The sequence below is a fragment of the Acidithiobacillus sp. IBUN Pt1247-S3 genome, assembly GCF_041146875.1.
Taxonomy (GTDB): Bacteria; Pseudomonadota; Gammaproteobacteria; order Acidithiobacillales; family Acidithiobacillaceae; genus Igneacidithiobacillus.
On sequence record NZ_JBFRXP010000012.1, the window covers coordinates 1 to 24,329 of the forward strand.

At 56.2% G+C, this 24,329-nt stretch carries 22 protein-coding genes; 14 read left to right on the plus strand and 8 right to left on the minus strand.

Features of this window, described 5'->3' with window-relative positions; genetic code table 11:
• The first annotated feature begins 37 nt into the window (after positions 1 to 37).
• Positions 38 to 331 carry a hypothetical protein gene (locus tag AB4090_RS09535; protein WP_369573712.1) on the plus strand — a complete coding sequence of 98 codons (294 nt, stop codon included), beginning with the start codon at positions 38 to 40 and terminating at the stop codon, positions 329 to 331.
• Here AB4090_RS09535 and murI read toward each other — a convergent pair.
• Genes murI through glgC form a run of 5 tightly spaced genes read right to left on the minus strand, consistent with a single transcriptional unit; the run spans position 328 to position 7,079 of the window.
• A complete protein-coding gene (murI, locus tag AB4090_RS09540; protein WP_369573640.1) occupies positions 328 to 1,116 on the minus strand; it encodes a glutamate racemase in 789 nt (262 codons plus the stop codon). The two genes, AB4090_RS09535 and murI, sit on opposite strands and share 4 nt — an antisense overlap.
• A complete protein-coding gene (locus AB4090_RS09545; RefSeq protein WP_369573641.1) occupies positions 1,116 to 2,057 on the minus strand; it encodes an ROK family protein in 942 nt (313 codons plus the stop codon). The genes murI and AB4090_RS09545 overlap by 1 nt, the downstream gene beginning before the upstream one ends.
• Positions 2,054 to 4,057: an alpha-amylase/4-alpha-glucanotransferase domain-containing protein gene (locus tag AB4090_RS09550; RefSeq protein WP_369573642.1), complete on the minus strand. Its 2,004-nt coding sequence runs from the start codon at positions 4,055 to 4,057 to the stop codon at positions 2,054 to 2,056. Before AB4090_RS09550 ends, AB4090_RS09545 begins: the two co-directional genes overlap by 4 nt.
• Before the next feature lie 3 nt (positions 4,058 to 4,060).
• Positions 4,061 to 5,767, minus strand: coding sequence for a glycoside hydrolase (locus AB4090_RS09555; protein ID WP_369573643.1), 1,707 nt, complete (start codon positions 5,765 to 5,767; stop codon positions 4,061 to 4,063).
• 4 nt (positions 5,768 to 5,771) lie between these two features.
• Positions 5,772 to 7,079 (minus strand): glucose-1-phosphate adenylyltransferase, encoded by a 1,308-nt coding sequence (glgC, locus tag AB4090_RS09560; protein WP_369573644.1) that lies wholly within the window; start codon positions 7,077 to 7,079, stop codon positions 5,772 to 5,774.
• Between the two features lie 164 nt (positions 7,080 to 7,243).
• Here glgC and AB4090_RS09565 point away from each other — a divergent pair, with 164 nt between their 5' ends.
• From AB4090_RS09565 to AB4090_RS09620, 12 genes are all read left to right on the plus strand, one after another.
• Positions 7,244 to 7,813, plus strand: a complete 570-nt coding sequence (locus AB4090_RS09565) for a class I SAM-dependent methyltransferase (RefSeq protein ID WP_369573645.1) — start codon at positions 7,244 to 7,246, stop codon at positions 7,811 to 7,813.
• 33 nt (positions 7,814 to 7,846) lie between these two features.
• Positions 7,847 to 8,359: a chorismate lyase gene (locus tag AB4090_RS09570; RefSeq protein ID WP_369573646.1), complete on the plus strand. Its 513-nt coding sequence runs from the start codon at positions 7,847 to 7,849 to the stop codon at positions 8,357 to 8,359.
• Positions 8,356 to 9,222: a 4-hydroxybenzoate octaprenyltransferase gene (gene ubiA / locus AB4090_RS09575; RefSeq protein WP_369573647.1), complete on the plus strand. Its 867-nt coding sequence runs from the start codon at positions 8,356 to 8,358 to the stop codon at positions 9,220 to 9,222. Before AB4090_RS09570 ends, ubiA begins: the two co-directional genes overlap by 4 nt.
• Positions 9,223 to 9,441: 219 nt before the next feature.
• Positions 9,442 to 11,580, plus strand: coding sequence for a primosomal protein N' (locus AB4090_RS09580; protein WP_369573648.1), 2,139 nt, complete (start codon positions 9,442 to 9,444; stop codon positions 11,578 to 11,580).
• An 84-nt stretch (positions 11,581 to 11,664) separates the two neighbouring features.
• Positions 11,665 to 13,074: a sigma 54-interacting transcriptional regulator gene (locus AB4090_RS09585; protein WP_369573649.1), complete on the plus strand. Its 1,410-nt coding sequence runs from the start codon at positions 11,665 to 11,667 to the stop codon at positions 13,072 to 13,074.
• A 496-nt stretch (positions 13,075 to 13,570) separates the two neighbouring features.
• Entirely contained in the window at positions 13,571 to 13,693 is a 123-nt protein-coding gene (locus AB4090_RS09590) for a hypothetical protein (RefSeq protein ID WP_369573650.1), read from the plus strand.
• A gap of 50 nt (positions 13,694 to 13,743) precedes the next feature.
• Positions 13,744 to 14,331, plus strand: a complete 588-nt coding sequence (locus AB4090_RS09595; protein ID WP_369573651.1) for a hypothetical protein — start codon at positions 13,744 to 13,746, stop codon at positions 14,329 to 14,331.
• A gap of 42 nt (positions 14,332 to 14,373) precedes the next feature.
• On the plus strand, positions 14,374 to 15,711 hold the full coding sequence (locus tag AB4090_RS09600; RefSeq protein ID WP_369573652.1) for a hypothetical protein: 1,338 nt from the start codon (positions 14,374 to 14,376) through the stop codon (positions 15,709 to 15,711).
• 95 nt (positions 15,712 to 15,806) lie between these two features.
• Positions 15,807 to 16,484: a C39 family peptidase gene (locus AB4090_RS09605; protein ID WP_369573653.1), complete on the plus strand. Its 678-nt coding sequence runs from the start codon at positions 15,807 to 15,809 to the stop codon at positions 16,482 to 16,484.
• A 12-nt stretch (positions 16,485 to 16,496) separates the two neighbouring features.
• Positions 16,497 to 17,243 carry a hypothetical protein gene (locus AB4090_RS09610; RefSeq protein ID WP_369573654.1) on the plus strand — a complete coding sequence of 249 codons (747 nt, stop codon included), beginning with the start codon at positions 16,497 to 16,499 and terminating at the stop codon, positions 17,241 to 17,243.
• Positions 17,244 to 17,292: 49 nt separating this feature from the next.
• Positions 17,293 to 18,726, plus strand: coding sequence for a glycosyltransferase family 2 protein (locus AB4090_RS09615; RefSeq protein WP_369573655.1), 1,434 nt, complete (start codon positions 17,293 to 17,295; stop codon positions 18,724 to 18,726).
• On the plus strand, positions 18,723 to 20,180 hold the full coding sequence (locus tag AB4090_RS09620) for a tetratricopeptide repeat protein (RefSeq protein WP_369573656.1): 1,458 nt from the start codon (positions 18,723 to 18,725) through the stop codon (positions 20,178 to 20,180). The genes AB4090_RS09615 and AB4090_RS09620 overlap by 4 nt, the downstream gene beginning before the upstream one ends.
• Positions 20,181 to 20,236: 56 nt before the next feature.
• On the opposite strand, the gene AB4090_RS09625 is transcribed toward AB4090_RS09620, so the two are convergent.
• The gene (locus AB4090_RS09625; protein ID WP_369573657.1) at positions 20,237 to 21,310 is read right to left on the minus strand and encodes a transporter; all 1,074 of its coding nucleotides are present in this window, start codon (positions 21,308 to 21,310) and stop codon (positions 20,237 to 20,239) included.
• Positions 21,311 to 21,450: 140 nt separating this feature from the next.
• On the opposite strand from AB4090_RS09625, the gene AB4090_RS09630 reads away from it, so the two are divergent.
• Complete coding sequence (locus AB4090_RS09630; protein WP_163098445.1) at positions 21,451 to 21,654, plus strand: cold-shock protein; 204 nt, start codon at positions 21,451 to 21,453, stop codon at positions 21,652 to 21,654.
• Positions 21,655 to 21,735: 81 nt separating this feature from the next.
• Here the strand turns inward: AB4090_RS09630 and AB4090_RS09635 are convergent, their stop codons facing one another.
• Together AB4090_RS09635 and AB4090_RS09640 are read right to left on the minus strand one after the other, a co-directional pair.
• Entirely contained in the window at positions 21,736 to 23,565 is a 1,830-nt protein-coding gene (locus AB4090_RS09635) for a DEAD/DEAH box helicase (protein ID WP_369573658.1), read from the minus strand.
• A gap of 59 nt (positions 23,566 to 23,624) precedes the next feature.
• A complete protein-coding gene (locus tag AB4090_RS09640; protein WP_369573659.1) occupies positions 23,625 to 24,263 on the minus strand; it encodes a hypothetical protein in 639 nt (212 codons plus the stop codon).
• Positions 24,264 to 24,329: the final 66 nt, after the last annotated feature.

Below are 24,329 nucleotides of genomic sequence, written 5' to 3' on the forward strand. Positions count from 1 at the left end.
ACTGAACATCGCACCCATCTCTACCTTGGCTCCACGCATGATCGAATCCCTCCGTGCCCTGTTCCGGCAATTATACCACGGACTTTTTCAGCAGCCTGTTAGTGCCGCAAAGACCGCCATGGCCAAGGCCGAGAGCATTCACTACCAATGGCTGGCCACTCCCAAGTTGCTCAAGGAAGCCGAGGCCGCAGAAAAGGGTGGCAAATATGATGCGGCCGTAGCCAAGGCGCAGCATGCGGAAGAGTTGGCCAAGCTCTCTTACGCCCAAGGCGAGGCGCAGGCAAAAAAATACGACGTAACCCTGGGCAAAAACGGCATCACCCTCAACTAAAAGGGCAGGATACGAGCCTGCACACCCATACCGCGCAAGAGCCTCTCTGCTGCAGCCATTTTACTGGCCGCCGCAGCGGAGGCAGCAAAGTGCAGGACCAGCGGGCCGAGTTTTCTGTCGGGAGGTGTAAGCGGCTCGCGCCGCAGCAGGAGACGATAGAGCTGCCGCGCCACGCCATCGTTCCCATCAAAAATAGTCTTTCCTCCAGACCACGCGGAGATTTCCTCGCGTAACCAGCAGTAGTGGGTGCAACCCAAGACCAAGGCTTGCGCAGATCCCAGTTGTGGCGCGATACGTTCGTACCAATAATCTTGGGCATGCGCGCGCCAGTCGTTTGCTTGCCTCTCGATGATTTCCATCCAACCAGAGCAGGCTAACGCCCGCACCCGCTGCTCAACGTCGCAACCGCGCAAAAGGTGCTCCAGTTTGGCACCGTGTACCGTCAACTCGGTGGCCAACAAGAGTACCTCGCCTGCGCTCTCTTGCAAGGCAAGCTTAATGGCGGGTTCGATGCCAATTACCGGCATGGGCGCTTGCTCGCGCAGGGGCGCTACGGCAGCGCTGGTGGCGGTATTGCAAGCGATCACCAAGGCATCCACGTCTAACTGGAGGAAATGCTGGCAAGCTGCCTGCGTGAATGCCCGTACCTCTTCTGCCGTGCGATCACCATAGGGAGCGTTGGCGGTATCGGCAAAGAAAAAATATTCCGCGTTGGGGAGATAACGGGTACAGGCCAGCCACGTACTCAGACCGCCCAGGCCCGAGTCAAAAATTCCCACCCGCATCAAGCCGACAGCACTTCTCGGGCGAGCAGGGCAGCGCCGCGCACCCCAGCTTCGTCGTCGCCATTTCCAGCGGCGATCTCTACGGTGTCCTGCAAAGCAGGAATCATATTGCTTCGCAATTGCGTGCGCAGCTCTTCGCCAAAGCAATCCCAAGCTGCACTCAAACCCCCGCCAACGCGAATCTGGCGACAATCCAGCACCTTGATCACATGCGCCAGGGCTTGCCCGAGATGCTCCGCCAAGGTCTGGAAAGCACGCAAAGCAGCAGGATTTTCGTCCTGTGCGAGTTGCGCAATGATCTTGGGATCGGCATTCATTCCGGTAGTTTCCAGATAGCTGGAGATCAGCCCCTGTGCCGACGCATATTGTTCTAAACAACCCTGGTTGCCACAGCCGCAGCGGCGTCCGCCCGGAACTACGGTAAGATGCCCAATCTCCATGGCTGCACCATCTTCACCCCGCCAGGGGCGCCCGCCCTGAATCCAACCGCCACCAACGCCCGTGCCTAGCCCCACATAGATCAGCGAGGTGGCATCGGGCCGCTCTTGGCGTAGCGACCAGAATTCGCCAAAGGCTGCTGCATTGGCGTCATTTTCCAGCACCACGGGTACCTGTAGCGCCTCAGTCAGCGCCGACTCCAAAGCAAAATCTTCCAGATGCGGGATGTTGGGAGACTGGCGCAGCACCCCATCGGCGGTAACAAAACCAGGGAAAGCAACGCCGATACCATCAATCTGCGGACACTGCTGACGTAGGCGGTGGTAACCACCGGCCAGTGCTTCTAGCACCAATTGTTGCGCCGCCGCGGCCTCTCCCGCTTGGGCACAACGCTCGCGCAGGTTCATTGCCGTGCGGTAGCTCGCTATGCACTGCGCTGCATCAAAAACCCCAAAGCGCAGGTTGGTACCACCAACATCCACGCCCAGGTACAGAGAACTCATGACTGTACCACCTTGACTTGTATAGATTCTGCAAAACCATCGCCAAGCAGAGGCCAGGTCAATTCCAGCACCCAAGCCTGCATAATTTTTTCAAAGCCCGCCTCGGACTGTGATACCGTACGGTGCGGCCAAGCCCGCCAGCGCGTCTGGCCATCCAGCTGAATCTCGACACTGCCACCGAGAACTGCGTCGTCCAGACGAAACTCCCGTGACTCGCCAGACAGCTCCGCCGCAAAGCCACCCAGAACAGCGCCATCGACCGACAAACAGCCCGCCGGGCCATCGCAACTCGGCATGGCAAGAAAGATTCGCGTGGAGAATTCACTTGCCCGATCACTCTTGCCATTTGCAGAATAATGCAGAGAAAGTAGACTCTTTTTCAAAACAAACAATTTCTCTATCTTCCATGCTTCCTGCGTCGCTACAAATCGTGGCGGATTCGCCCCATCAATCGCTTGATATTGCAACACCTCTCCCGCCAAGCGATCAACAAAACTTTGACAGGGAAAGTCATCAAAAACCAAATCTTCGGCGTGTATGGCGGTTTTGAAGCTCACACGATCATGGGCGGAGCTGATGCCACCGCTGCCACTCTCGCTATCTGTCGAACGCTCGCCTTGGCGAATTTTATCGTAGTACGCCTCGTCGCGGCGTGCCAAGGTATCACCTAGATCGTGCTCGCAGGGGTAGTGGTTCCACTCCTGGATGCTGGCATAGGGAAGATGGATAACGACTTGCATCTCGGCACTGTGATAGAAGCATTCTTCGCGGCCATCGAGGTCGACATCATCCCAGTATAACCCTAGTCGTTTGCGCAGATGATCGAGCCCTGCCTCCAGTCGCGTCAGGTGATGATGTACGGCACGGCGCAGATGCGGCAGATAAATTCCGCCAAAGAGTCCATGCCAGTAGGCATCGTTTGCTTGCGCCGCGTGCAGGTCGGCACGCAGGGCATCACTCTGCAGGCGTTTGGGCAGGGCATGGAAACGGGCTGACAACTGCAACATGCGTTTGTGCATCCAATTGGATTCGGGATAACGATGCAAGAATCCTTTCCAGATACCCCCCCGAATCAGGGCCTTGCGCGCATCCAGGCGGCCCGCGTCGGATTCCTGCTGCAAGAAATGTTCGTACTCGCGCGCCACATTGGGGCTTAGGGTCCATTCATTCATCTCACTGTAGGACACCGTCGGCAGGTAGATCATGCCGCGCGGGCGCCGCGCCTTGCGATAGCTGGCAAAGTGCTGTGGCACGATCTGCTCGGAGGCGAGCACAGCCTCGATGAACTGCGCCAGCCAACCACGTTCGTAAACCCAGTTGTAGGTCTCTGGCCAAAGGCCAAACTTTTCGATGTCGTCGAAGTAGATCGCCGCACTGCCCGGTTGTTGCACCCCCTGCTCATGCAAGAAGGCAATGGCATCCGCCACTTCAGAAAAGGGCAGACGGTAGCGCAACGCCTCGGAGATGGGGAAGACATCAATGGCCTGCCCATTTTCCTCCGTGCGAAAAAAACTACCCAGATCTGCTCTTTCTAGTCCCGCGCAGAGGAAGTGGTAATCATCAACTACCACATAGCGAATAGCGGAATCGACCAGGGCCGGTACCACCGATGGATCCCAAACGCGCTCTGTCAGCCATGCCCCTTCCGGGCGCTGCCCGAAATCCTCCTGCAGGCGATTACTCATGGACTGCAACTGTTCCATGCGGTCGATATAAGGAATGGCTGCTAACACCGGTTCCGTGTCGCCCGCACCTACCAACTCTACCTGACCGCGTGCCACCATGGCACGCAGCAGCTCCATGGTCTCGGGATGATGTTCGGCAATGTAGGCGAGCAACCAACCGCTGCTATGGAAGGCAAAGACAAAGTCAGGGTAGCGATCGACAACCTGCAAAAACGGGTGATAACAACGCTGTACCGCGTCGTCTACGACCTCAGGAAAATTTCCAATGGGTTGATGGGCATGGACTCCAAAAAGAAGGGGCAGGGCATCGGGCATCTGTCAGGTTCCTTCGGCGTGACCGCGGCGCATGGTACCACCGGCCTCGGCGCTACCGCCTCCGTGGCTGATGGCTTGATCGAGTTCCGCTGGCGCAGCTTGCTCCAGCAGAGTGTAAAGTTGCCGCAGATGATCGCGGTACAGGCCATCGAAATCGCGTACGGCATCACCCGGATTATAGTCACCAAACCACCAGAACCAGTCCGAGCCCTCACAGCGAGCGAGTTGTTGGCGAATCTGTTCCTGGCGTTCGGCAGCGAAGCTACCGATCTTTTCGTCCACTGCGACCTTGGCATGGCAAAGCAGATCCCAAGCGCGGTTTTTGGCCGGGTCGCCAATCCAGGTGCTGAAATTTCCGTATACCCAACTACCCGAAGCGAGTACTGGCAGCGTATGCGCCTTATCTCCATGGTCTCGCACATAATCAGCAAAGGTACAGAGCTGTAAATGCGGATGATTACTCAAGGCCCGGTATAGCTCTCCGAGAAAATAATAGCCGTTGTAGGGGTAATATTCCCAGGCGTTTTCACCATCGAGAATAACGCTAACTATCGGTGCCTGCTGACCCTCGGTGTCGCGCCAGATCCCTTCCAAGCGCTGGATAAAGTCCGTGGCGGCGTCATGTCCCGACCAAGTCTTGTAGTCAAAGCCAATACGGTCGGAAAGGGCATCGTCACGAAAGAACAGATGTGGCCCTTGTCCTGCCAGGCGATAAGCATGATAGAGGTAGTCCGCGCGCCCACCAGCGGGCGAGGAATCCGGGAAAGAGTGAAACAGACTACGGCCCAGGACACCTTCTCCCGAGGCAGTCCATTGCACACCCTCTTCTCCTAACAGTTTGGCAAAATCCGCCGACACCCCGCCCTCGGCTGGCCAGATTCCCTGCGCCGCCCGACCAAAATGACGCTGATGGCTGTCTAGCGCACGCCGCAATTGCCACCGCACCCGCTCTTCTCCCCCTGGGTACTGCGGGCTTTCTGGCAATGGCGCATCGGGCAATCCGTCGCGCGCGGCCTGAAAATCAAGCAGCAACGGGGCGATAGGGTGCTGATAGGGGGTACTCGAGATCTCGATCTGCCCCGCCTGCGCCAGGGTTTGGTAGCGCGGCAAAAGGCCCGTAATCGTCGTTCCCAAGCAATCAAGCAACGCCGTACGATCAGCAAAGCTGAAGCCACTACCTTTGGCCATGAGCTCCTGAATCGGTACGCTGCGTCGGCGCAGGGTCTCACCCGTCCAGGCCAAGTGGTACCAGACCAGGAGATCGGCCAGATATTGCACCGAGAGATAATCGCCCATCTCCGCGGCATCCTGGCGAATGAACCGCCAAAGGTCGTAGAGGCGCCGATAGGCGGGGAAGGGGTTGAGCATATGCTCGGGATCAAGACGAAAGCACTGTTCGAGCAAGCCGTGGCGCAATCCTACATCCAGGGTCTTGAGATCAGGGGTCGCCAGTGCCAGCAGTAGCGGGTCGCGAAATTGGCGACTGCGAAATTGCTCGGAATAGTCATCGAGCTGTTCGACGAGCACCGGGACAAAGTTGAACACCGCCCGCGCCAGGGGATTCTCTTCCAGGTGCGAAATCATATCGACATAGTCTTTGCAGGCATGCAGATAGGTCCACGGAAACCGATACTCGCCCTGGGCATCACGATAGTCTGGCTGATGCATATGCCAGCAGAATACGACGTGTAGTGAGCGTGCCGGCACCATGAGATCACCTCACAAAGTGTAACTGCTGCCCAAGAGATTCCGGCGTGATCAGGGTCACGCCATTGGGAGTGCGATGAAAACGCCGAGCGTCCTCCTCGGGGTCCTCGCCTACTACCAAACCGGCCGGGACTACCGTGCCCTTGTCGACTACCACCTTACGCAGCCGTGCGCCCTCACCCAGACGCACGTTGGGCAGGATGACCGAATCTTCGATCAGGGTATGACCGTCATTGACCCGCACATTGGAGAAAAGCAGCGAACGGCGTACCGTTGCGCCACTGATGATGCAACCACCCGAAACGATACTGTCAAGGGCCATGCCGCGACGACCATCATCGTCAAAGACAAACTTTGCTGGCGGCAGTTGTTCTTGGTAGGTCCAGATCGGCCACCGACTGTCGTACAGGTCGAGATCCGGGGTTACGTGCACAAGATCAATGTTGGCGGCCCAGTAGGCATCGATGGTGCCCACATCGCGCCAATAACAGCGATGGCTGTCGGAGCCGCCCATGCCTGTGGTTACGCAGCTGTGGCGAAAGCGATGCGCCAGCACCCGATAGCGCGAAACCATGTAGGGGATCAGGTCCTTGCCAAAATCATGATCGGAATGTCGGTCATCGGCATCGCGAATGAGCTGTTCATAGAGGAAGTCGGTATTGAATACATAGATACCCATGCTCGCGAGCGCCTTCTCCGGATGACCTGGCAGCGGACTGGGGTCGTCGGGTTTTTCGCTGAAACCAATAATGCGGTCTTCATGATTCACCGTCATCACGCCAAAAGCGCGCGCCTCGTGCAGCGGCACCTCGATGCAGGCCACACTCATATCTGCCTGGCTTTGCACATGTTCGGCAAGCATCTGGCCATAATCCATACGATAGATATGATCACCGGCGAGGACGATCACGTAACGCGGTCGGTGCGCGCGAAGAATGTCGATATTCTGAAAGATGGCATCGGCAGTGCCCTTGTACCAACCGGTATTCATACGCTGTTGCGCCGGCAAGAGCTCGATGAATTCGCTGAATTCGCCACGCAAAAAGCCCCAGCCAAGCTGCAGATGTCGAATCAGGCTGTGCGCCTTGTATTGGGTCAGCACCCCAACGCGGCGGATACCGGAGTTGATGCAATTGGAGAGACAGAAATCAATGATGCGGAATTTTCCGCCGAAGGGTACCGCTGGCTTGGCACGCCAATCCGTCAGTGGTCCCAGGCGGCTGCCACGCCCACCTGCCAGCACCAAGGCCAGGGTATTCTTGGTGAGATTGCTAACGAAACGCGGTGAATTGGCAACGCTGACGTCTTCGGACATATTGGCAACTCCGGAGGCTAATGACCCAAAAAATTTCCCATTTTGAAAAAGTATAGCAACCCTGCCGCGTCTTCCCTCTTCCTGCTACCCTTAGTAATGAAAGTACCGCATACCGGGGCGCAGGAGCAAGACACACTGCGCACCCTCTACAGGAAGATTGCAGCATGACGACAATTCGAACAAATTCAGGATTCTGGAACTTCACCCGGGAATTTTTTCGCGACCCCCGCGGCATTGGCGCGCTATTTCCCAGCTCGCCGTTTCTCGCCAAGCGGATGGCAGGATTAGTGCCTGCTGGTGAGGGCGCAGTGATTGAATTGGGGCCGGGGCTCGGCCCGGTGACCCGCGCCCTGCTCGAGGGTGGCATTGCGAGGTCGGATCTCGTGCTCATCGAACGCTCCGCCAACATGGTACAGCACCTGCAACAAGAATTTTCCGGGGTAAAAGTTATCCATGGCGATGCCGCCGAATTGGCCACATTGGTTGCCGATCGCTTGCCGGTGCGTGCCATCGTTTCTAGTTTACCGCTGCGCACCATCCCGCCCGTCATCGTCGAGCGCATTCTGGCGGAATTCCCAAAATGTGCACGGCGCGGTACGGCCTTCATCCAGTTCACCTACCACCCCTTGAGCTCATGCACGGGCCTGAACACCGGATTTACCCACAAACGGGCCAGCTACGTCTGGCGTAACCTGCCACCGGCGCGGGTCGATTGCTTCTTATTCAGCGATTGACCACCCACAGGAAAGACCGGATCATGGCCGCCCATGAGTCTTTCGCGTCACAGCCGCTCCCACGCTGCCCGGGCACTCTGGCCTTGGCTTTGTCTTCCTGCCTCTCTCACTGCGGCCCTGCGCCGCGCCTATGGAGCGCCGCAGTGGCCGCAAGCGCGGGTACTCGGCTGCGGCCGGGCCCGCCCACGGCCAGAAGAGCGGCGTGCCCTGGGGCTGGCGCGTGGCGCTTGGGTCTATTGGCGGGAAGTGGAATTGCACGGACCCGACCCTTTAAAACCAGCCATCTGGGCGCGTTCCAGTTTTCCGATACGCGCCATCAGCCAGGGTTTGCAGCCACTCACGCGCCACGGTAGCCGCCCCATTGGTAACACCCTGTTTCGCCATCGGCGCTTACGCCGCAGCCCAATCCAGATTGGCGTCACCCCGGCGTTTGGCCAACACCGGCGCTGGCGGCGCAGCTCGGTCTTGCAACGCGGTCCGCGACGCGTTTGGGTAGAGGAGCACCTTCTACTGGATTTGCCAGCCTGGCGTGGGCGCGGCCGATGAAGATCAGCTGGCGTAGTCGCCTAGCGGCCTATGCGGCCCTGATGCGTATCGACCGCCCCATCGGTACCCTGCTTTTGCTGTGGCCCACCTATTGGGGGCTATGGATCGCCGCGCGCGGCACGCCGCCGTTGGCGCTGTTTTTGATCTTCACCCTGGGCACCTGGCTAATGCGTTCGGCTGGTTGCGTCATCAACGATTATTTTGATCGTGACTTTGACCGCCAGGTCGCCCGCACTTGCAACCGTCCTTTGGCGAGCGGGCGGATTCGCGCTCGCGAGGCGTTATTGCTCTTCGTCATTCTCTGTCTGTTAGCCGCAGCGCTGCTGCCCTTTCTGAATCGATTGGTGTTCTATCTCGCCCTGCTTGCCGTCGTCATCAGTGCCAGTTATCCGCTCTTCAAGCGCTTCACGCATCTACCCCAAGCTTTCTTAGGATTGGCCTTTTCTTTTGGCATCCCGATGGCCTTTGCCGCGGTGCAAGACCGCATCCCTGCGCTGGCTTGGTGGCTAATGCTCGCCAACGCCTGTTGGGTGATCGCCTACGATACCGCGTATGCCATGGCCGACCGGCCGGATGATCTGCGTGCCGGCATTCGTTCCACCGCTATACTCTTCGGACGTTTCGACTGGCTGGCCATTGCTCTTCTTGAAGTCGTTATGCTGGCGATTTTGCTCGCCATTGGTCTTGACCTGAAACTCGCTTGGCCATACTGGTTCAGCCTAGTAGGTGCTGCCATTCTCTTCGTCTACCAGCAAACTCTTCTCGATGGCGATCGCGACAAGGCCTTTCGTGCCTTTCTCCACAACAACTGGGTGGGACTATGGATTTTCTGGGGATTGGCGGCCACTCTTGGCCACGCTTGAGGCGAGAATCGACGATTACTTATACACAGTCTAGCCATGTACTGACGCTCGCTGGCAAGAATCAATGGCTTAGGATGCAGCCCAGAAAAAATATTAAAAAACAACATGTTATGTATGCCTGTTTTTTAGGCATCGGGAAAAAACGCAGATGGCTCAGAGCCTTTGCGAGGTTGAACCCATTTCACTCACAGACTTATCCACAGAAATTGTGGGCAACTTATGACAATTGATACAAACTGTATCGAAGTCGCAATCCTCGGCCCGCTACCGCAACATTTTAGCTACCGCTGCGATGCACCTTTCCCGAAGTCTGGATGCCGCCTTCGCGTGCCCTTCGGGCGAGGCGAACGCATTGCCATCGCCATTGGTACCGCAACCTGTCCCCAGGACATCCCAGTCAAAGGGATCCACCGCATCCTCGACGAACAGCCACTGCTGCCAGCCAGCTTGCAGGCCCTCCTGGGATTTGGCAGCAACTACTATCACTACCCTCTAGGCGCCGTCTGGGAAGCCGCATTGCCCGCGCGGCTCTGCCAGGGGCAACAGATACCCTCCCTCGCGCCCACAGCTTGGCGTCTGATCGCTGATGCGAACATTGCAGAAAGAGGTCTAGGCGCACGGCAAATGGTCCTCTTGCAGCGCTTAGGCAACGGCAACGTGCGCATGGCGGAATTGGATAGCAGCGACCGGCAACGCCTACGACAGTTTCTTGCGGCTGGCTGGATAGAGGCAGCACAGGAGCCACTGCAGCTACGGGAAGCTCCTCTCGCCCTGCGCCCGGAGCAGGCGCAAGCGGTCATGGCTCTCCGAGCGTCTACCGGTTTCCAAGCTTTTTTGCTCGACGGCGTTACCAGCAGCGGCAAGACCGAGGTCTATCTGCAGGCCATGGAACGCTTGGTTTTGTCGGGAAAACAGGTGCTGTTTCTGGTGCCAGAAATTGGCTTGATCACCCAGACCCAAGCACGCTGCGCCGCCCGCTTTGGCGCAGACGCGGTTGCCGTCTATCACTCGGGGCAAGGCGATGCTGAACGCTTGCGAGTTTGGACGCAGGCACGCAGCGGGAGCATCTCCATCGTCATCGGTACCCGCTCCGCACTCTTTGTTCCCCTCCTGCACCCGGCGCTGTTGATTGTCGATGAAGAGCACGACCTGTCTTACAAACAGCACAGTGGCTGGCTCTATTCTGCCCGCGACTTGGCCCTGCGCCGCGCCCAACTCGAGGATGTTCCCATCGTACTGGGCTCAGCGACGCCATCGCTAGAGAGTCTGCATAATCGCCAGATCGGTCGCTTTGCCGACCTGCGCCTGCACGAACGCGCCAGCGCCCAGAAAATTCCCCCAATCGAGATCTTGCCCCTACGCAAAAAACGCCTGGTGGCTGGACTCGACCCCTCGCTCCTGCGTGCCTGCGGCGAAACCCTCGCAAACGGTAAACAGGCGTTGTTTTTCCTCAATCGACGGGGTTTTGCCCCGGCCCTGCTTTGCCGTGCCTGCGGGCATGTGCCACATTGCCAACGCTGTAGCGCGCCACTGACTTGGCATCGCCGTCAGGCGCGCCTACGCTGCCATCACTGTGGACTCGAGGCGCCTGTACCGGAACAGTGCCCGAGCTGTGGTGCCGCTGAAATTGCCGGCATTGGTATGGGCACCGAAAGCCTGGAGGAATTTCTCCGCGAACGCTTTCCTAACATCCCACTCCTGCGCATCGACCGCGACGAGGTGCACACCCCACGGCAACTAGCCGAACGCCTGCAGGAGATCCTCCACACCCGTCCTGCCATCCTCCTCGGCACGCAAATGCTCAGCAAGGGACATCATTTCCCAGACGTCACCCTAGTCGGGATTGTAGATGTGGACCAAGGACTCTACAGCGCCGACTTTCGTGCGCCGGAGCGCTTGGCGCAAACAGTAATTCAGGTGGCCGGGCGCGCTGGTCGTGGCGATGCGCCGGGGCGCGTCATCCTGCAGAGCCATCTCCCCGAACATCCGTTATTGCTAGCACTGCAAAACGGTGATTATGCGACCGCTGCTACCCAGTTACTGCGCGAACGCCAGCAGGCGGGGCTGCCCCCGTTTCGCGCCCTCGCCCTGCTCCAAGCCGAGGCACAACGGGCAGAACCGGTCTATGCCTTTTTACGTGCAGCGCGTAGCTGTTTTGCCACAGAGCTGGACTGCAGTGGCCCGGTACCCGCGCTCCTCGAACGTCGTGCCGGCTTTCACCGCGCCTATCTCTGGCTCGAGGGCGCCAACCGATCTGCCCTTCATCACCTCCTCGCCAATGCCATCAGCCTGCTCGGCAATCTGCCAACTGCTCGGCGTGTGCGCTGGAGCTTGGATGTAGACCCGCAGAATTTTTAGTGCCGTTGTACTGATCTCTACAGAAGTTTGTATCTGGTGCAAGCTCGGGCTAATCTAGTGAAAAGTTCTAAGACGAGGGAAGACATGGCAGCAGTGGAAGACACACAGATCGTGCAGTCTAGCAACCTCCGTCGCGTCGCCTTGTACCTTGGTCCCGAAGAGATTATCGCGCGCGCGCAAGAAATCCTCAGCACAAACGAGTGGAAACTCCTGCAGTTTCGCCACATTGACGAAGTGTCAGCAGCACTGCGCAAACAGCAACCCGCAGTTGGTATATTGGTGCTGCAGGAATTGGACGCAGCGAAGTGGCAAAAGCATGTTCTTCGATTGATTGCGCAAAATGAAAGCATCCGTTGGTTGGCACTAGTGGATCGAGAGCTCCTCAGCCAATTATCGGTGCGGCAACTGATCGGCAGTGCTTTCTATGACTACCACACCACACCAATTGACCCTCAGCGTCTTCTCGTCATGTTAGGCCACGCCGCGGGTATGGCGGAGATCTCCCGCGAAGCCCTTTTCACTGCAGACCCGCATGCCGACCTAGTAACTACAGAAGATCAAATGGTGGGCGCCAGCAAGCAGATGCAAAAAATCTATCAAGACATTCGTAAGGTAGCCGCGACAGATGCGCCCGTCTTGGTCACTGGCGAGAGTGGTACCGGAAAGGAGCTGACGGCAAGGGCCATTCACGAACGCTCCTTTCGCAAAGGCGGGCCTTTCATCGCCGTCAACTGTGGCGCGCTCCCTGCCAACCTGATTCAGTCGGAACTTTTCGGTCATGAGAAAGGTGCATTCACCGGCGCCACGGAAAGGAAAATCGGTCGTATCCAAGCCGCTGATGGGGGTACGTTATTTCTCGATGAGATTGGCGACCTACCGCTCGATTTACAGGTAAACCTTCTCCGCTTCCTCCAAGAGCAAACCATTCATCGCGTCGGCGGCCGAGAGGAAATTCGCGTGGACGTCCGCGTTCTTGCGGCCACCCACGTAAATCTAGAGGAGGCCATCAAGAGCGGACGCTTTCGCCAGGACCTCTTTTATCGCCTGAATGTTCTACAGATTCACATGCCCCCCCTGCGCGCCCGCGAGGGAGATATTCCTCTACTAGCCAATTATGTGTTTCATCGCTTTGCCGACGAACGTGGTCAACGGGTCAAAGGTTTCAGTGAAGATGCCATGCAAATCATGAATGGCTACGCCTGGCCAGGAAACATTCGCGAACTGATCAATCGGGTACGTCGCGCCATGGTGATGTGCGACAAAATCCTTATCAACGCCGAAGATCTCAGCCTGGAGCGACGACAAAACCAACGCGCCAGGATTAGCTTGATTGAGGCGCGCGACGCCGCTGAGCGAGACGCAATCAAGGCCGCTATCGCCCATAGTCTCGGCAGTATCACACGTGCAGCAGAGTTATTGCAGATATCGCGCGTCTCCCTCTATCGACTGATGGAAAAGCATGGCATTACCCCGCCCGGGCAGAAGGATCGATAGTAGTCGTCACATTTCTGCGTTACGTTCACAAACAGCAAAACAATCAGCTTGTTACCAACACCTACAAAACACTGTTACGAACGTGTAACAAACCCCGAAATATCCACATTTTATCCATAAAAACAAAATATTATGCTTCTTCTCTGGATACCGGCAGGGTCTGCCGTATCCCCATCCTGTAACAACAGCAATACAAAGAGCGTATAGGGCGATCCCCGCGATAATAAGTTATCTACTTGTTTTGTATTGTTTTTATAAATTGGCACGCCTATTGCTTAGGAACAAGCGTCACAACGTTTCGAGGGAATTGGCCATGATCAGGAAAGCACATTGCGCGAGAGTCCGCAGGACGCGATCCATACTCCTAATGGGTATGTTACTCGCTTTTCTCAGCGGCCCAGCGTTCGCCAACAAGGCACCAGATCTTGGCCAACCTGTACAAACGAAGATGCTCGCCAAGGTATGCGGGAAGGGTGAACCAATCAACCTTCCGAAAATGCATTCTGGCAACCCCGGCGTGGTTCTCTGGGATGAGCTTCCCGGCAAAGGCGGCAAAGGGAATAACATCCAGATTGGCTCCATGAACCTGCAAAACAACACCATGATGAGTACACGTTGAGGGACGCAGCCATGTTACGCAATCATCACCTACTCAGCGGAATTCTTGGAATGAGTGCCCTACTGGCGCTCGGGACTGCCGCGGCATTCCCCCTACCCAATACGGCGCAAAGCATCATTTCCGACAACGCTATGGGCAATGTTCGTGGGGCGCTGCAAAGTAACATGGCGGCCGGCAACAACAATCTTCAGGCCAATGTTGCCAACATCATCATGAGCCCCAATGGCCAAGGGGTTGCCACAACATCAGGTGTAGAACAACAGGCCAGCGGCACACCATCCGCGAATTTCGTCCAGCAGCAAGCGAAAATCCTGGGCAACGCCTTTCACGGCGCCACCGGCCTGATGTCGATCAACCAAGCGGCTGGCGCGGGTAACGCCGAAGCAAACCACATCGAGATTGTTATGGGCGCGGCTCAGCCGGTATCGAACCAGACACTTGCCCAAAGTTTATCCAGTGTCCACAGAGACACAAGTAGTAGTAGTAGCACCCAAGGAGGAAATAGCAGTCAGGTCGCGGTCGCAGCCACTGCCTTCCACAACGCCGGCGGCATCGCCCAGGTCAATCAGACTTCCGGCTCAGGCAATGCCTCGGCAAACAGTTTCGCTCTCGGGGTGGCTCCCGGAGTGATGCAGTAGTGACACAACGTTCTTTCTAGTTACTCACTTAAGGAGATTACCATGAACACGGTTCGCAAGTTAACCCCCATCGCCCTTGCCGTTGCCGCTCTATGCGCGGCCCCGTTCGCTTTCGCTGGCGCTGCTGTAAGCAACAATCAGGCTAGTGCCTTGAACGAACAAGGATCCATGTTTAATGCCACCGGAAATGCTGTGTTGTCCGACAATGCGGGCGCGAACGCCAGTGGCAACATCGGTTTCAATATCGCCACCGGCTCCCAGAACCAACAGGCCAATGCCGGTAGTTTGACCTCTAACACTAACGTCGACGACTACGCGGCATCCGATGCCAGCGTCAATGCTAGCCAAACCGAACTTCTGGACTTTGCTTGGCAAGTCATGAACGGCGCAAACGCGGTAGATTTCATCGGCAACGCTTTGCAGGGTGCGAGCGGCAATATCGGCGTCAACATGACCTCCGGCATTTTCAATCAGCAAGGCAACAACCTTGCCGCCTCCTATGCCAAGTACTCGGACTACGCCAACGCCTATGTTGGTGCCAGCCAGACCAGTATGCTCAACCTGAACTATAGCAACTTGAACTATGGCCACGAGGTCGGTGCCAGCAACGAGACGGGTCTCTACGGTAACGTGTTGCAGAATGCCTCGGGCAACATTGGCGTCAACGAAGCGGCTGGCATCAGCAACCAGCAGAGCAACAGTCTTGCCATCGCCATGGCTGCCAACAATGATAGCGAAGGCTATTCCATTGGCAGCACGGCGAATGTCGGCGCAACCCAGACCTTGGCCGCAGACGGCACTGCCCAGGGCAACCCCTTCTTCTGGTGGGCTTGGTCCTATGTCAACAACACAGCTGGCTTGGGTAGCAACGCCCTTGAGGGTGCCTCTGGTAACATCGGTGTTAACATGGCTTCTGGTAACAGCAACCAGCAGAGCAACAACACCGCTCTGAGCGCCAGCAACAACACCTACAAGTATCAGAATAGCACTGATTATGCAGACGCTACCGCTGGTGCGACGCAGATGTCTCTGTACAACGGCACCATGGACACGAATGTGCAAGACAGCGCTACCGTCAACGGCAATGCAGGCGCGAATGCCAGCGGTAATATCGGCATCAACGTCGCTGCGGGTGCGCAGAACCAGCAGGAAAATGGCCTGGCCATGGCAACTATGGCTTCACCCAAGACGATGGCCAACGCGTCCGCGCCAGTGGAGCAGGTTGCCTACTACAACGGTGGTTCGACCACGGGTTCTATGTACAACAGCAATGTCAGCGGCAACGCCTTGGCAGGCGCCTCTGGCAACATTGGCCTGAACGTCGCTACGGGCAACGGCAATCAGCAGGTCAACACCCTGGCGATCGCCAGCGGCCAGTAATACGCTGGTTCTTTGCCATCCCGCAATGGGGTGGCAACATCTTACTTTTCTGACCCGGAGGCCATATGAACATGCCATCGATCTTGCGTAACTGGATGATCATCGGCGCCATGGCTTCTGGGCTTTTTTGTAGTCAACTATCGGTCGCCGCGCCCTTTGGCAATGTCATTCCCGGAGCCGGCGTTATCCATGTCCCCGTACGTAGCATGGTGGGCATGCATTTCATTCATGTAGTTCGTCAACATACGGACTTCTCCTGTGGCGCAGCCTCGCTGGCCACCATTCTGAAATACGGCTTCAACCGGGACGTGACGGAAGAATCCGTCATGAAAGGGCTGTTTACCGTCAGCAATCCCGCTGAAGTGGAGAAGGTCGGTTTTTCCATGCTCGACCTGAAAAACTATGTGGATAAAATTGGCTTACAGGCACAGGGATATGTGGTTACCCCTGCGCAACTCGAAAAAATCCACATTCCGATCATCGTCCTCTTGGATTTGAACGGATACAAACATTTCGTCGTTTTGGAAAAAACCACGACAGACAAGGTTTATCTAGCGGACCCTGCATTGGGCAACCGCATCATGCCGAAGAAGGTTTTTTTGCAGGACTGGAACAAGATCGTTTTCGCCGTGTTTGGCAAGGGCTTTGATCCACATTCCGTATTATTAACCCCTCCGGAAGCACCAAGTGCCCTGCGGATATTGCATGGCATCTTGCCCAAGGTACCGTTGGATTCTGTACATTTTGGTTACGATAATGTTAATTATTTTTGACGGGGAATGATCATGAACATCAAGACAAAAGCTCGTTTGATGATTATCACAACACTATTCGGCTACGCAGTTTTTTCTGGCTATGCCAGCGCCGCCCCCTTCGACTTGGCCGCACCTGTCGTGCCGGACCCGATCTTGGCGAAGATGGTGGGTAAAGGGGTAATCGGCGGTCACATCGTATATTTTGGTGTACAGATGCAAACCAATTGGACAGCACCGGGAAACAATGCTGCCCTACAAGGCAATTTGAATGTCGCGTTGAACAGTAGCAACAATGTATTCGTTCCCACCATCACGTATTCCGTTCACAATGGGCAACTTCCACCAACAATCAGCAATCCCGGTTCTGCCATTGATGGCGCCGGCCTTGCGAACATCAAAGGAGTTTCCCAGGGGATCCAGATTGCGGGTCAAGGCAATGGCGTACAAAACGCAATGACGCTGAATGTAGTGAACGGTACCCCCAGCACACCCCATACTGGTTCCAATCTGATGCCGGGAACCACCCAACAGGGTGACGTCACTATGACCGTTCAACCGGGTCAGCTGTCCATGCTCATCAATAATGGCGCCAATACCGTCCAGCAGGGAATCGGTGCCGGCGGTGCTTACCAACTCGCCCAAATTGCGAGCAACGGCAACTTGATTAGCAATACCATGCACATGACACTGGGGATGGAAACGGGAGCCGTACACAATATCTCCCAGCAGCAAATGCAGTCCATTTTACAAAGCGCTATGCCACCCAGCATGCCGTGATGATTCTGGGTGTACATAAGAAGAATAATTAACCGCCAAAGGAAGAAAAATGAAAACTATACAACAATTTCATACCGACTTAGCTGATCACCAACCGCTAGATGCTGCCCAGGAAGCGCCAGGAGAGATGCAAACAGCTCCGCAGAATGGGCAGCAGCACAGTGCGCGCCATGGGCTAAAGTGGTTTCGTTATCTTCCTGTTTTTGCGAAATTTATACTCGCACAAGTTGGAGCGCTCCTTTGGGTGCTGTTTAGTTTTTGGATAGCCCTCCCCTGGATTCACAACCTAGACCTGGTACTTGGTCCGATACTCACTGCCGTGATTATCTTGGGTGTTGCCGTCTTCCCTGGTTATATTTCCGGCTTCGTGCTCTTCAGCACCCTGATGGACCGCCGCCCCAAAATCTTGGAGATCACAGAATATCCGGCCGTTTCCGTTCTGGTTGCAGCTTACAATGAAGAGTTGGCGATTGCCGATACGCTGAAGTCGGTCCTTAGGCAGGAATATCCAGGCGCCTTGGAGGTCATTGTGGTTGACGATGGATCCAAGGATGGAACGGCGGCACAGGTAGAGGCCTTTGACCACCCCTCGCTGCGCCTCATTCGTCAGCCCATCAATGGCGGCAAAGCAAGCGCGCTGAATGCTGGACTACAGCACGCGCAACATGGCTTGGTCATCACCATTGATGCCGACACCTATCTCTACCACAACGCCATCAAATTTATCGTCGGCCGTTACCTGAGCGATCCCAGCAATACCGCTGCCGTGGCCGGAGCGATTGCGGTACGGAATTCCCGTAAAAACTGGATTACCCGCCTGCAGGAGTGGGACTACTTTCACGGGATCGCGATCGTCAAACGGGTTCAGAGCCTGTATCAGGGCACACTGGTCGCCCAGGGGGCCTTTTCTCTCTACGAAAAGTCGATACTGTTGGAGTTAGGTGGATGGGCGCCCGTGGTTGGTGAGGATATCGTCCTTTCTTGGGGTATGCTTACCAAAGGCTATCGCATTGGGTATGCCGAAAATGCCGTGGTGTTCACCAACGTACCAGAAAGCTATCGGCAGCTGTTCCAGCAGAGAAGACGCTGGGCGCGCGGTATGTTCGAGGCTATTCGCGCACATCCACGCATCCTCATTCAGCCACGCTTGACCTTGCAATTCGTTTTCATCAACCTGCTATTTCCATTTATTGACTTGAGTTATATGTTGTTTTTTGTGCCTGGCATCATCGCCGCGTTTTTCGGCTTCTTGCTGATCGCCGGCCCCATTACACTCTTGCTCATCCCTCTCGCGGCATTAAACAACACTGTCATCTTCCTGGTTCAGCGGAGAATGTTTAAGGAGAGAGGATTGCGCATTCGGCGTAATCTACGGGGCATGTTTCTCTATGTCTTCTTTTCTCAGCTTCTCATGAGTCCTGCATCTATCGCCGGCTATGCGTCCGAGGTTTTTCGTCTCAGCAAAACCTGGGGCACCAAATGAAGACGAGCACTTTGGCCATAGCAGGAGGATTTTGTGCACTTGCTATCAGTCAGTTTGCCGTCGCGGAGCATACTGACAATCCCGCAGCACAGATACGTGCGGGGCGCCACGCCCTGCAACAAAATCACCCAGAGGCCGCGTTACAGGACTTCAATGCTGCCCTACAGGGTATCAAGCAAGCACCACATCAATATCAGCCTGACCGCTTGGCAGCCCTTTCGGGTAAAGGATACGCCGCGCTCTGGCTGGGAAACGATCATCAGGCATATCGCGCCTACGCGCAGGCCCTTCCCTTGGCAAAAAAGCCCATCGACCGCCAGGCGGTCAGTGTTGGCCTGGCGCGCGCCTTGATCGCCAATGGCAGGCCTATCGAGGCCTATGATGTAGTGCAACCATACCGCCACACTGCACCCGCCGCCTTACAAAGTGCCATTGCTGCCAATTTGCTTGACTGGAATGTGATGGCAAAGCACGATCTAGCGCTGGCTGCCCCCACGGGAATCTACCAAGGACCGGATTGGCAATCCCGTCTTTATCAAATCACCCAGAATTATGTTGATTTTGCACTGCGCCCCAAGCTGCGCTTGGGTTTCCACTACAGTAGCGACAGCGATAGCAATATCAATCAGGTCTATTCCGCTGATGCTCTATGGCCGGGTCATTGGCTGAGCGCCGCAAATTTGAATCCAACGTTTTGGCAAGCCGGCTACCAGCAAACCCAAGTCTCCGATCCCACTGGTCAAGTGGGTCTAAGTGCCATTCGCGCTGGCTGGACGGCAGTACCCAACCGAGATTGGCACTACAGCATACTCGGTGGCCTAGGTACGAGCAGGAACTGGACGTACACTACCGTCCATGCTGCCGCCTTATATCAACCCTCCGACAGTTGGGGCATAGACGCCGGCGCGGACCGTGAACCCATCCGTACCTATACTGCTGTGCAAAATCACATCCTCGTCAATACCTTAAGTTTGGGTGGTTTTGGGCGTTTGCGCGACATTGGGACTCTGAGCGCGACCTATTTTCATCAGTCTTTCTCCGATAACAACCAGCGCAATGGCGTGGTGATTCGTGCAACGCCAGAATTTCTCAGCCTTGGGCGCTGGCCGATCAGCCTCGGGATCCAAGGATATTACCGTCAATATCACAGCAGCACGGTACCCTATAGCGGCTACTTCAATCCCCGGAATTATCGCGAAGCGATCGGTTATCTCATCTACGTACAAAAATTTTCGCCTTATTGGACGTTACGCTTTTATTCGGGTTTTGGTTCGCAAACTATTGATGGGGCCACCTCTGGCGTACAGGATTATTTTGGCACGCTAACCGGCCTGGTAGCCCCCTACTGTGCTGTTTCCCTCACCGGTGGTTATAGCAATATCGCCAATGCGTATGGTGGCGGTCCGGGATACCATCGCAGTTATTTCGGGGGGGAGATTTCCATCCCGTTTTAATATGGGGCTATATAGGTAGGAGCTGTGCCCGCGCATAGCTCCCAATGGCAAAACGATTATAGGTTGTAGGGAATCGTTGCCGTAAGCTGAAAGTTTGGCGCGCTTGAAGTCAGACCGATCCCGAGGTTCATGATCAAGGAGCTCGATGGGGTAAATGCATAGGTCAAACCGAAGTTCGCAACGCCGACATTAGCGCCACTGCCAACAATAGGGGTCCATGCCGCGCCGTCGGTACGAATACTGGTTTGCTGCTGTAGACGATCGGCAAAAGACGTACTTACACTAAGGCGATCGTTGAGCGCATAAGCGACCCCCATACTGAACTGAAAGGCATTGCCCAAGCGTACCTGACCTGGCTGCACCACTCCCAAGGTCGTGCTGATGTCTGAAAAACTATGCGGCAAATTGTAATAATAGTTGGCACTACCGAAAAATATGGCGGGGTCAGAGGTGGAAACAAAAGAAATACCCGGCGTAATCGTCCAGACGCCATTACCCGTCGGCAACGTGGTAGGTACTTGCAGATTGGTATTATTGGGGTCCGGTTGGTATACCTTGATACCATACGGCTTGATGCCGGTGGGCGCGGTAAGTAAAAGACTTGCCGTCAAAGTCGGCCAATTTTTTGATTCCTGGAGTAATTGGTAGTAGGCGCCGACACTGATGTCTCCCAATCGGGGGCCGTTGGAGGTCACTGAGGCTTCACTATACTGGTTGCTTGCATAGCCCGCCCCACCAATCTCATATGTGCTCTGGCGATACACCATCGGGACGTTGAGAACCAATTGTAACTTCCGTCCCAACGGAACATAAGCGGATTCCGTGAAGGTAAAAATACTCGACTTGACCTTACTCACGTTGATATTGCCGAGAAAAATTGCGCCAAGCGCGAGGAAACCATTCAGATTGATCGTATTCTGGTCCGAGTACGCATAGGACATGCTCGATTGCAGCGTAATATGGTCGTAAAAAAAATCCGTATTCTGCTGCAAAATTGCCTTTTTGCTTGCCGATTCAGGGGGCGCCTTGAGGTTCTGCTGCGCTGTATCCTGCGCCAAGGCGGCGCTAGAGCTGCCGAGCACGGAGAACATCAACACCATTACTGCTGCCGACTTTGTACGCCGTTTCATTGTTCACTCCAATCATGGTCTTTCCGCGCCAGAGAGTAGCACAAGACCCGCGCACTATCCTACTCTCCTTTGCTTTTGTCGCGGAAAGGCCTATACTGTCTTTGGCCAGTTCGGCTGTTTTTATTTATTTGGGGTGTAACATGGCGGTTGGTACGGTAAAGTGGTTCAACGACAGCAAGGGGTTTGGTTTCATTACGCCGGAAGATGGCAAGGAAGATGTCTTCGTGCATCACTCCGCTATTGAAGGCTCAGGCTTCAAGACCCTAGCGGAAGGCGAGCGCGTCAACTTTGAAGTGACTCGCGGCCCAAAGGGTCTGCAGGCTGAAAAGGTCCGTCGGGCCTAATTAGCCCGCGCAGGGCAGTGTGAGCTGCCCTCCCCCCTTGCGGGGAAAACACTTACCGGCCCGGTTTCTGAGCCGGTATTTTTATGTCCGCCGCTCGCGCTTGCGCGTACTTGGTCGTGCCTCGCGCCGATCTTCACTAGCATCCGTCTTGCGTTTTACCGCTGGCCGGCGCGGTTTCATCTCCCGTCCCGCATCACCGGACGACAGCGGGCGAATTTGCAGGGGGCGGCCACAAACCCAGGTCTTCTTGAGATGCTCGATCACCGAGCCGTGCAGGTCTGCAGGTAATTCCACCACGCTGTGATCACTAGCGATCTGTACTTTGCGAATCAAGCGACTCGGCAAACCCGACTCATTGGCAATGGCGCCAACGATATTTTTCACCTGCGCACCGTGTTCCTCGCCAACATCCAAGCGATACATACGCATGCTGGGATCGCTATCACCAGCAGAGAACTCGCGGCGGGACTCCCGTGCCGCCTGGGGCCTTTCCCCCCGTTTTTTCGCCTCGCCATCGCTATCGCGTCGCTCGCGACGTTGGCGTGCGGGAGATGAAACAGCTGTATCCAGTGCGGCGGAGGGGCGGGTTTCCGGTGCTGGCAATAGCGGCTTGTCTTTCTGCACCAAAAAGGCCAGGGCCGCGGCGATCTCGCCCAAGCCAATATCGTGCTCTTCTTGATATTCGGCGATCAGCGATTCAAAGGGTCCTAGGTCCTCCCCCTCGATCACCGCCAGGAGCTGTTCTTTGAATTGCGCGACGCGACGATCCGCAACATCCGCAAGGCTCGGCAAATGCATGGCTTCGATGCTCTGTCCGGTGGCCCGCTCAATGGCCTTGAGCAGATAGCGCTCACGCGGGGCAACAAAGAGGATCGCCTCGCCCTTGCGCCCGGCGCGTCCGGTGCGCCCAATACGATGCACATAGGCCTCGGTATCGTTGGGGATATCATAGTTGATGACGTGAGTAATACGCTCGACGTCCAGGCCGCGCGCCGCGACATCGGTGGCGATGACGATGTCGAGGGTGCCAGACTTGAGGCGTTCGACAGTCTGCTCGCGCAGCGCCTGACTCATATCGCCGTTGAGGGCACCACAAGCGTAGCCACGCGCCTCCAGTCGTTCGGCCAACTCGACCGTGGCGGTCTTGGTCCGCACGAAGATGATCCAGGCATTGCTGTCTTCGACTTCCAAAATGCGTGTCAGCGCATCGAGCTTGTGTGTGCCACTCACTTGCCAATAGCGCTGGCGGATGGCAGACACCGTTTTGGTGGCGCTCTTGATCTTGATTTCTACCGGCTCGCGCAGGTAGGTGCGCGCAATCCGATGGATCGCCTCGGGCATGGTCGCGGAAAACAGTGCTACCTGGCGTTGCTCGGGGGTATGCTGGAGGATGTCCTCAACGGCGTCGATGAAGCCCATGCGCAGCATCTCATCGGCTTCATCCAAAACCACCGCCTGGAGGCGGTCGAGCTGCAGGGTGCGGCGACGCAGATGGTCTTGAATCCGCCCCGGTGTGCCCACCACCACCTGCACGCCACGCGCCAGTTGTTTTAACTGCAGGCCCATGGACTGGCCGCCGTAGATGGGCAAGACATGAAAACCAGGCAGGAACTTGGCGTAGCTCTGCATTGCCTCAGCCACCTGGATGGCGAGTTCGCGCGTCGGCGCCAGCACCAAGACCTGCGGAAAGCGCTGCGAACAATCCACTCGGCTAAGCAACGGCAGGGCGAAAGCGGCCGTCTTGCCCGTACCGGTCTGTGCCAGACCGATAACGTCTTGGCCAGCAAGCAGTGGAGGGATGCTCTGGGCCTGAATGGGTGAAGGCTGCTCGTAGCCAATTTCGGCCACAGCACGTTGGAGCGGTTCGGCAAGGGCAAAATCGCCAAAACGCTGTATATTTTCCTGTCCCATTCCTACCCCCTACGCAAGCGAGTGCGCACTATACGCCAAATCTCGCGTCTATGCATGATTCAGTCAGCAGCCAACAGTTCCTGCAACGCCGCCGCGATACCCGCGTCGGCACCCGGACCAAAAGGCGTTTGCCCGGGGGTAAAGCGATCACAAAAGGCGTATTCGAAGGCCACATCTTGTAGGCCCAGGCTACCAAAAAGACGATTTTCCCAAGATTGATCGTCGGGGTGCGGTACCAGACTCGGCCAGCCCGTCGACTGAGCCGGCTCGAGGATGGGCCCGAAAAAGATGGCTCCAGGTTTGTTACGCAAGCGCAGTGCACAAGAACCTGCCGTACGGCCAGACATGGGCAAGAAATCGATGGTGCGCGTGAGTCGCAATTTGCTATCCAGCGCAACATCGAGGTCGATGCCCAGGGCCTTTCCTTCTACCGGCTGGGCTACCAGCCGTAGCCCCTTCTCCTGCCACTGGGGGAGGTCCTGTGCGCCGAAGCGACTCGGTAAAAAAAGGATAGTAGGCGGCGCCAATGTTTCTAACTGCTGCCAGGTTGCTGCATCATAACGTGGCGCATTGATGATAATGCCTCCAGCATCCTTGTCGGCAATGTAGTACACCGCCGGGGAATCTTCTCCCGCCTCGACATAGTGAATACTGCGGTCAAAGAAATGACAGAGCTCCTGCATAACACCCCCAAACAACAAGGACTCACCTTCGCGCAAAAATCTTGCAGGCGCAAGGACTAGGCGCCATCCGATCCGCCGATT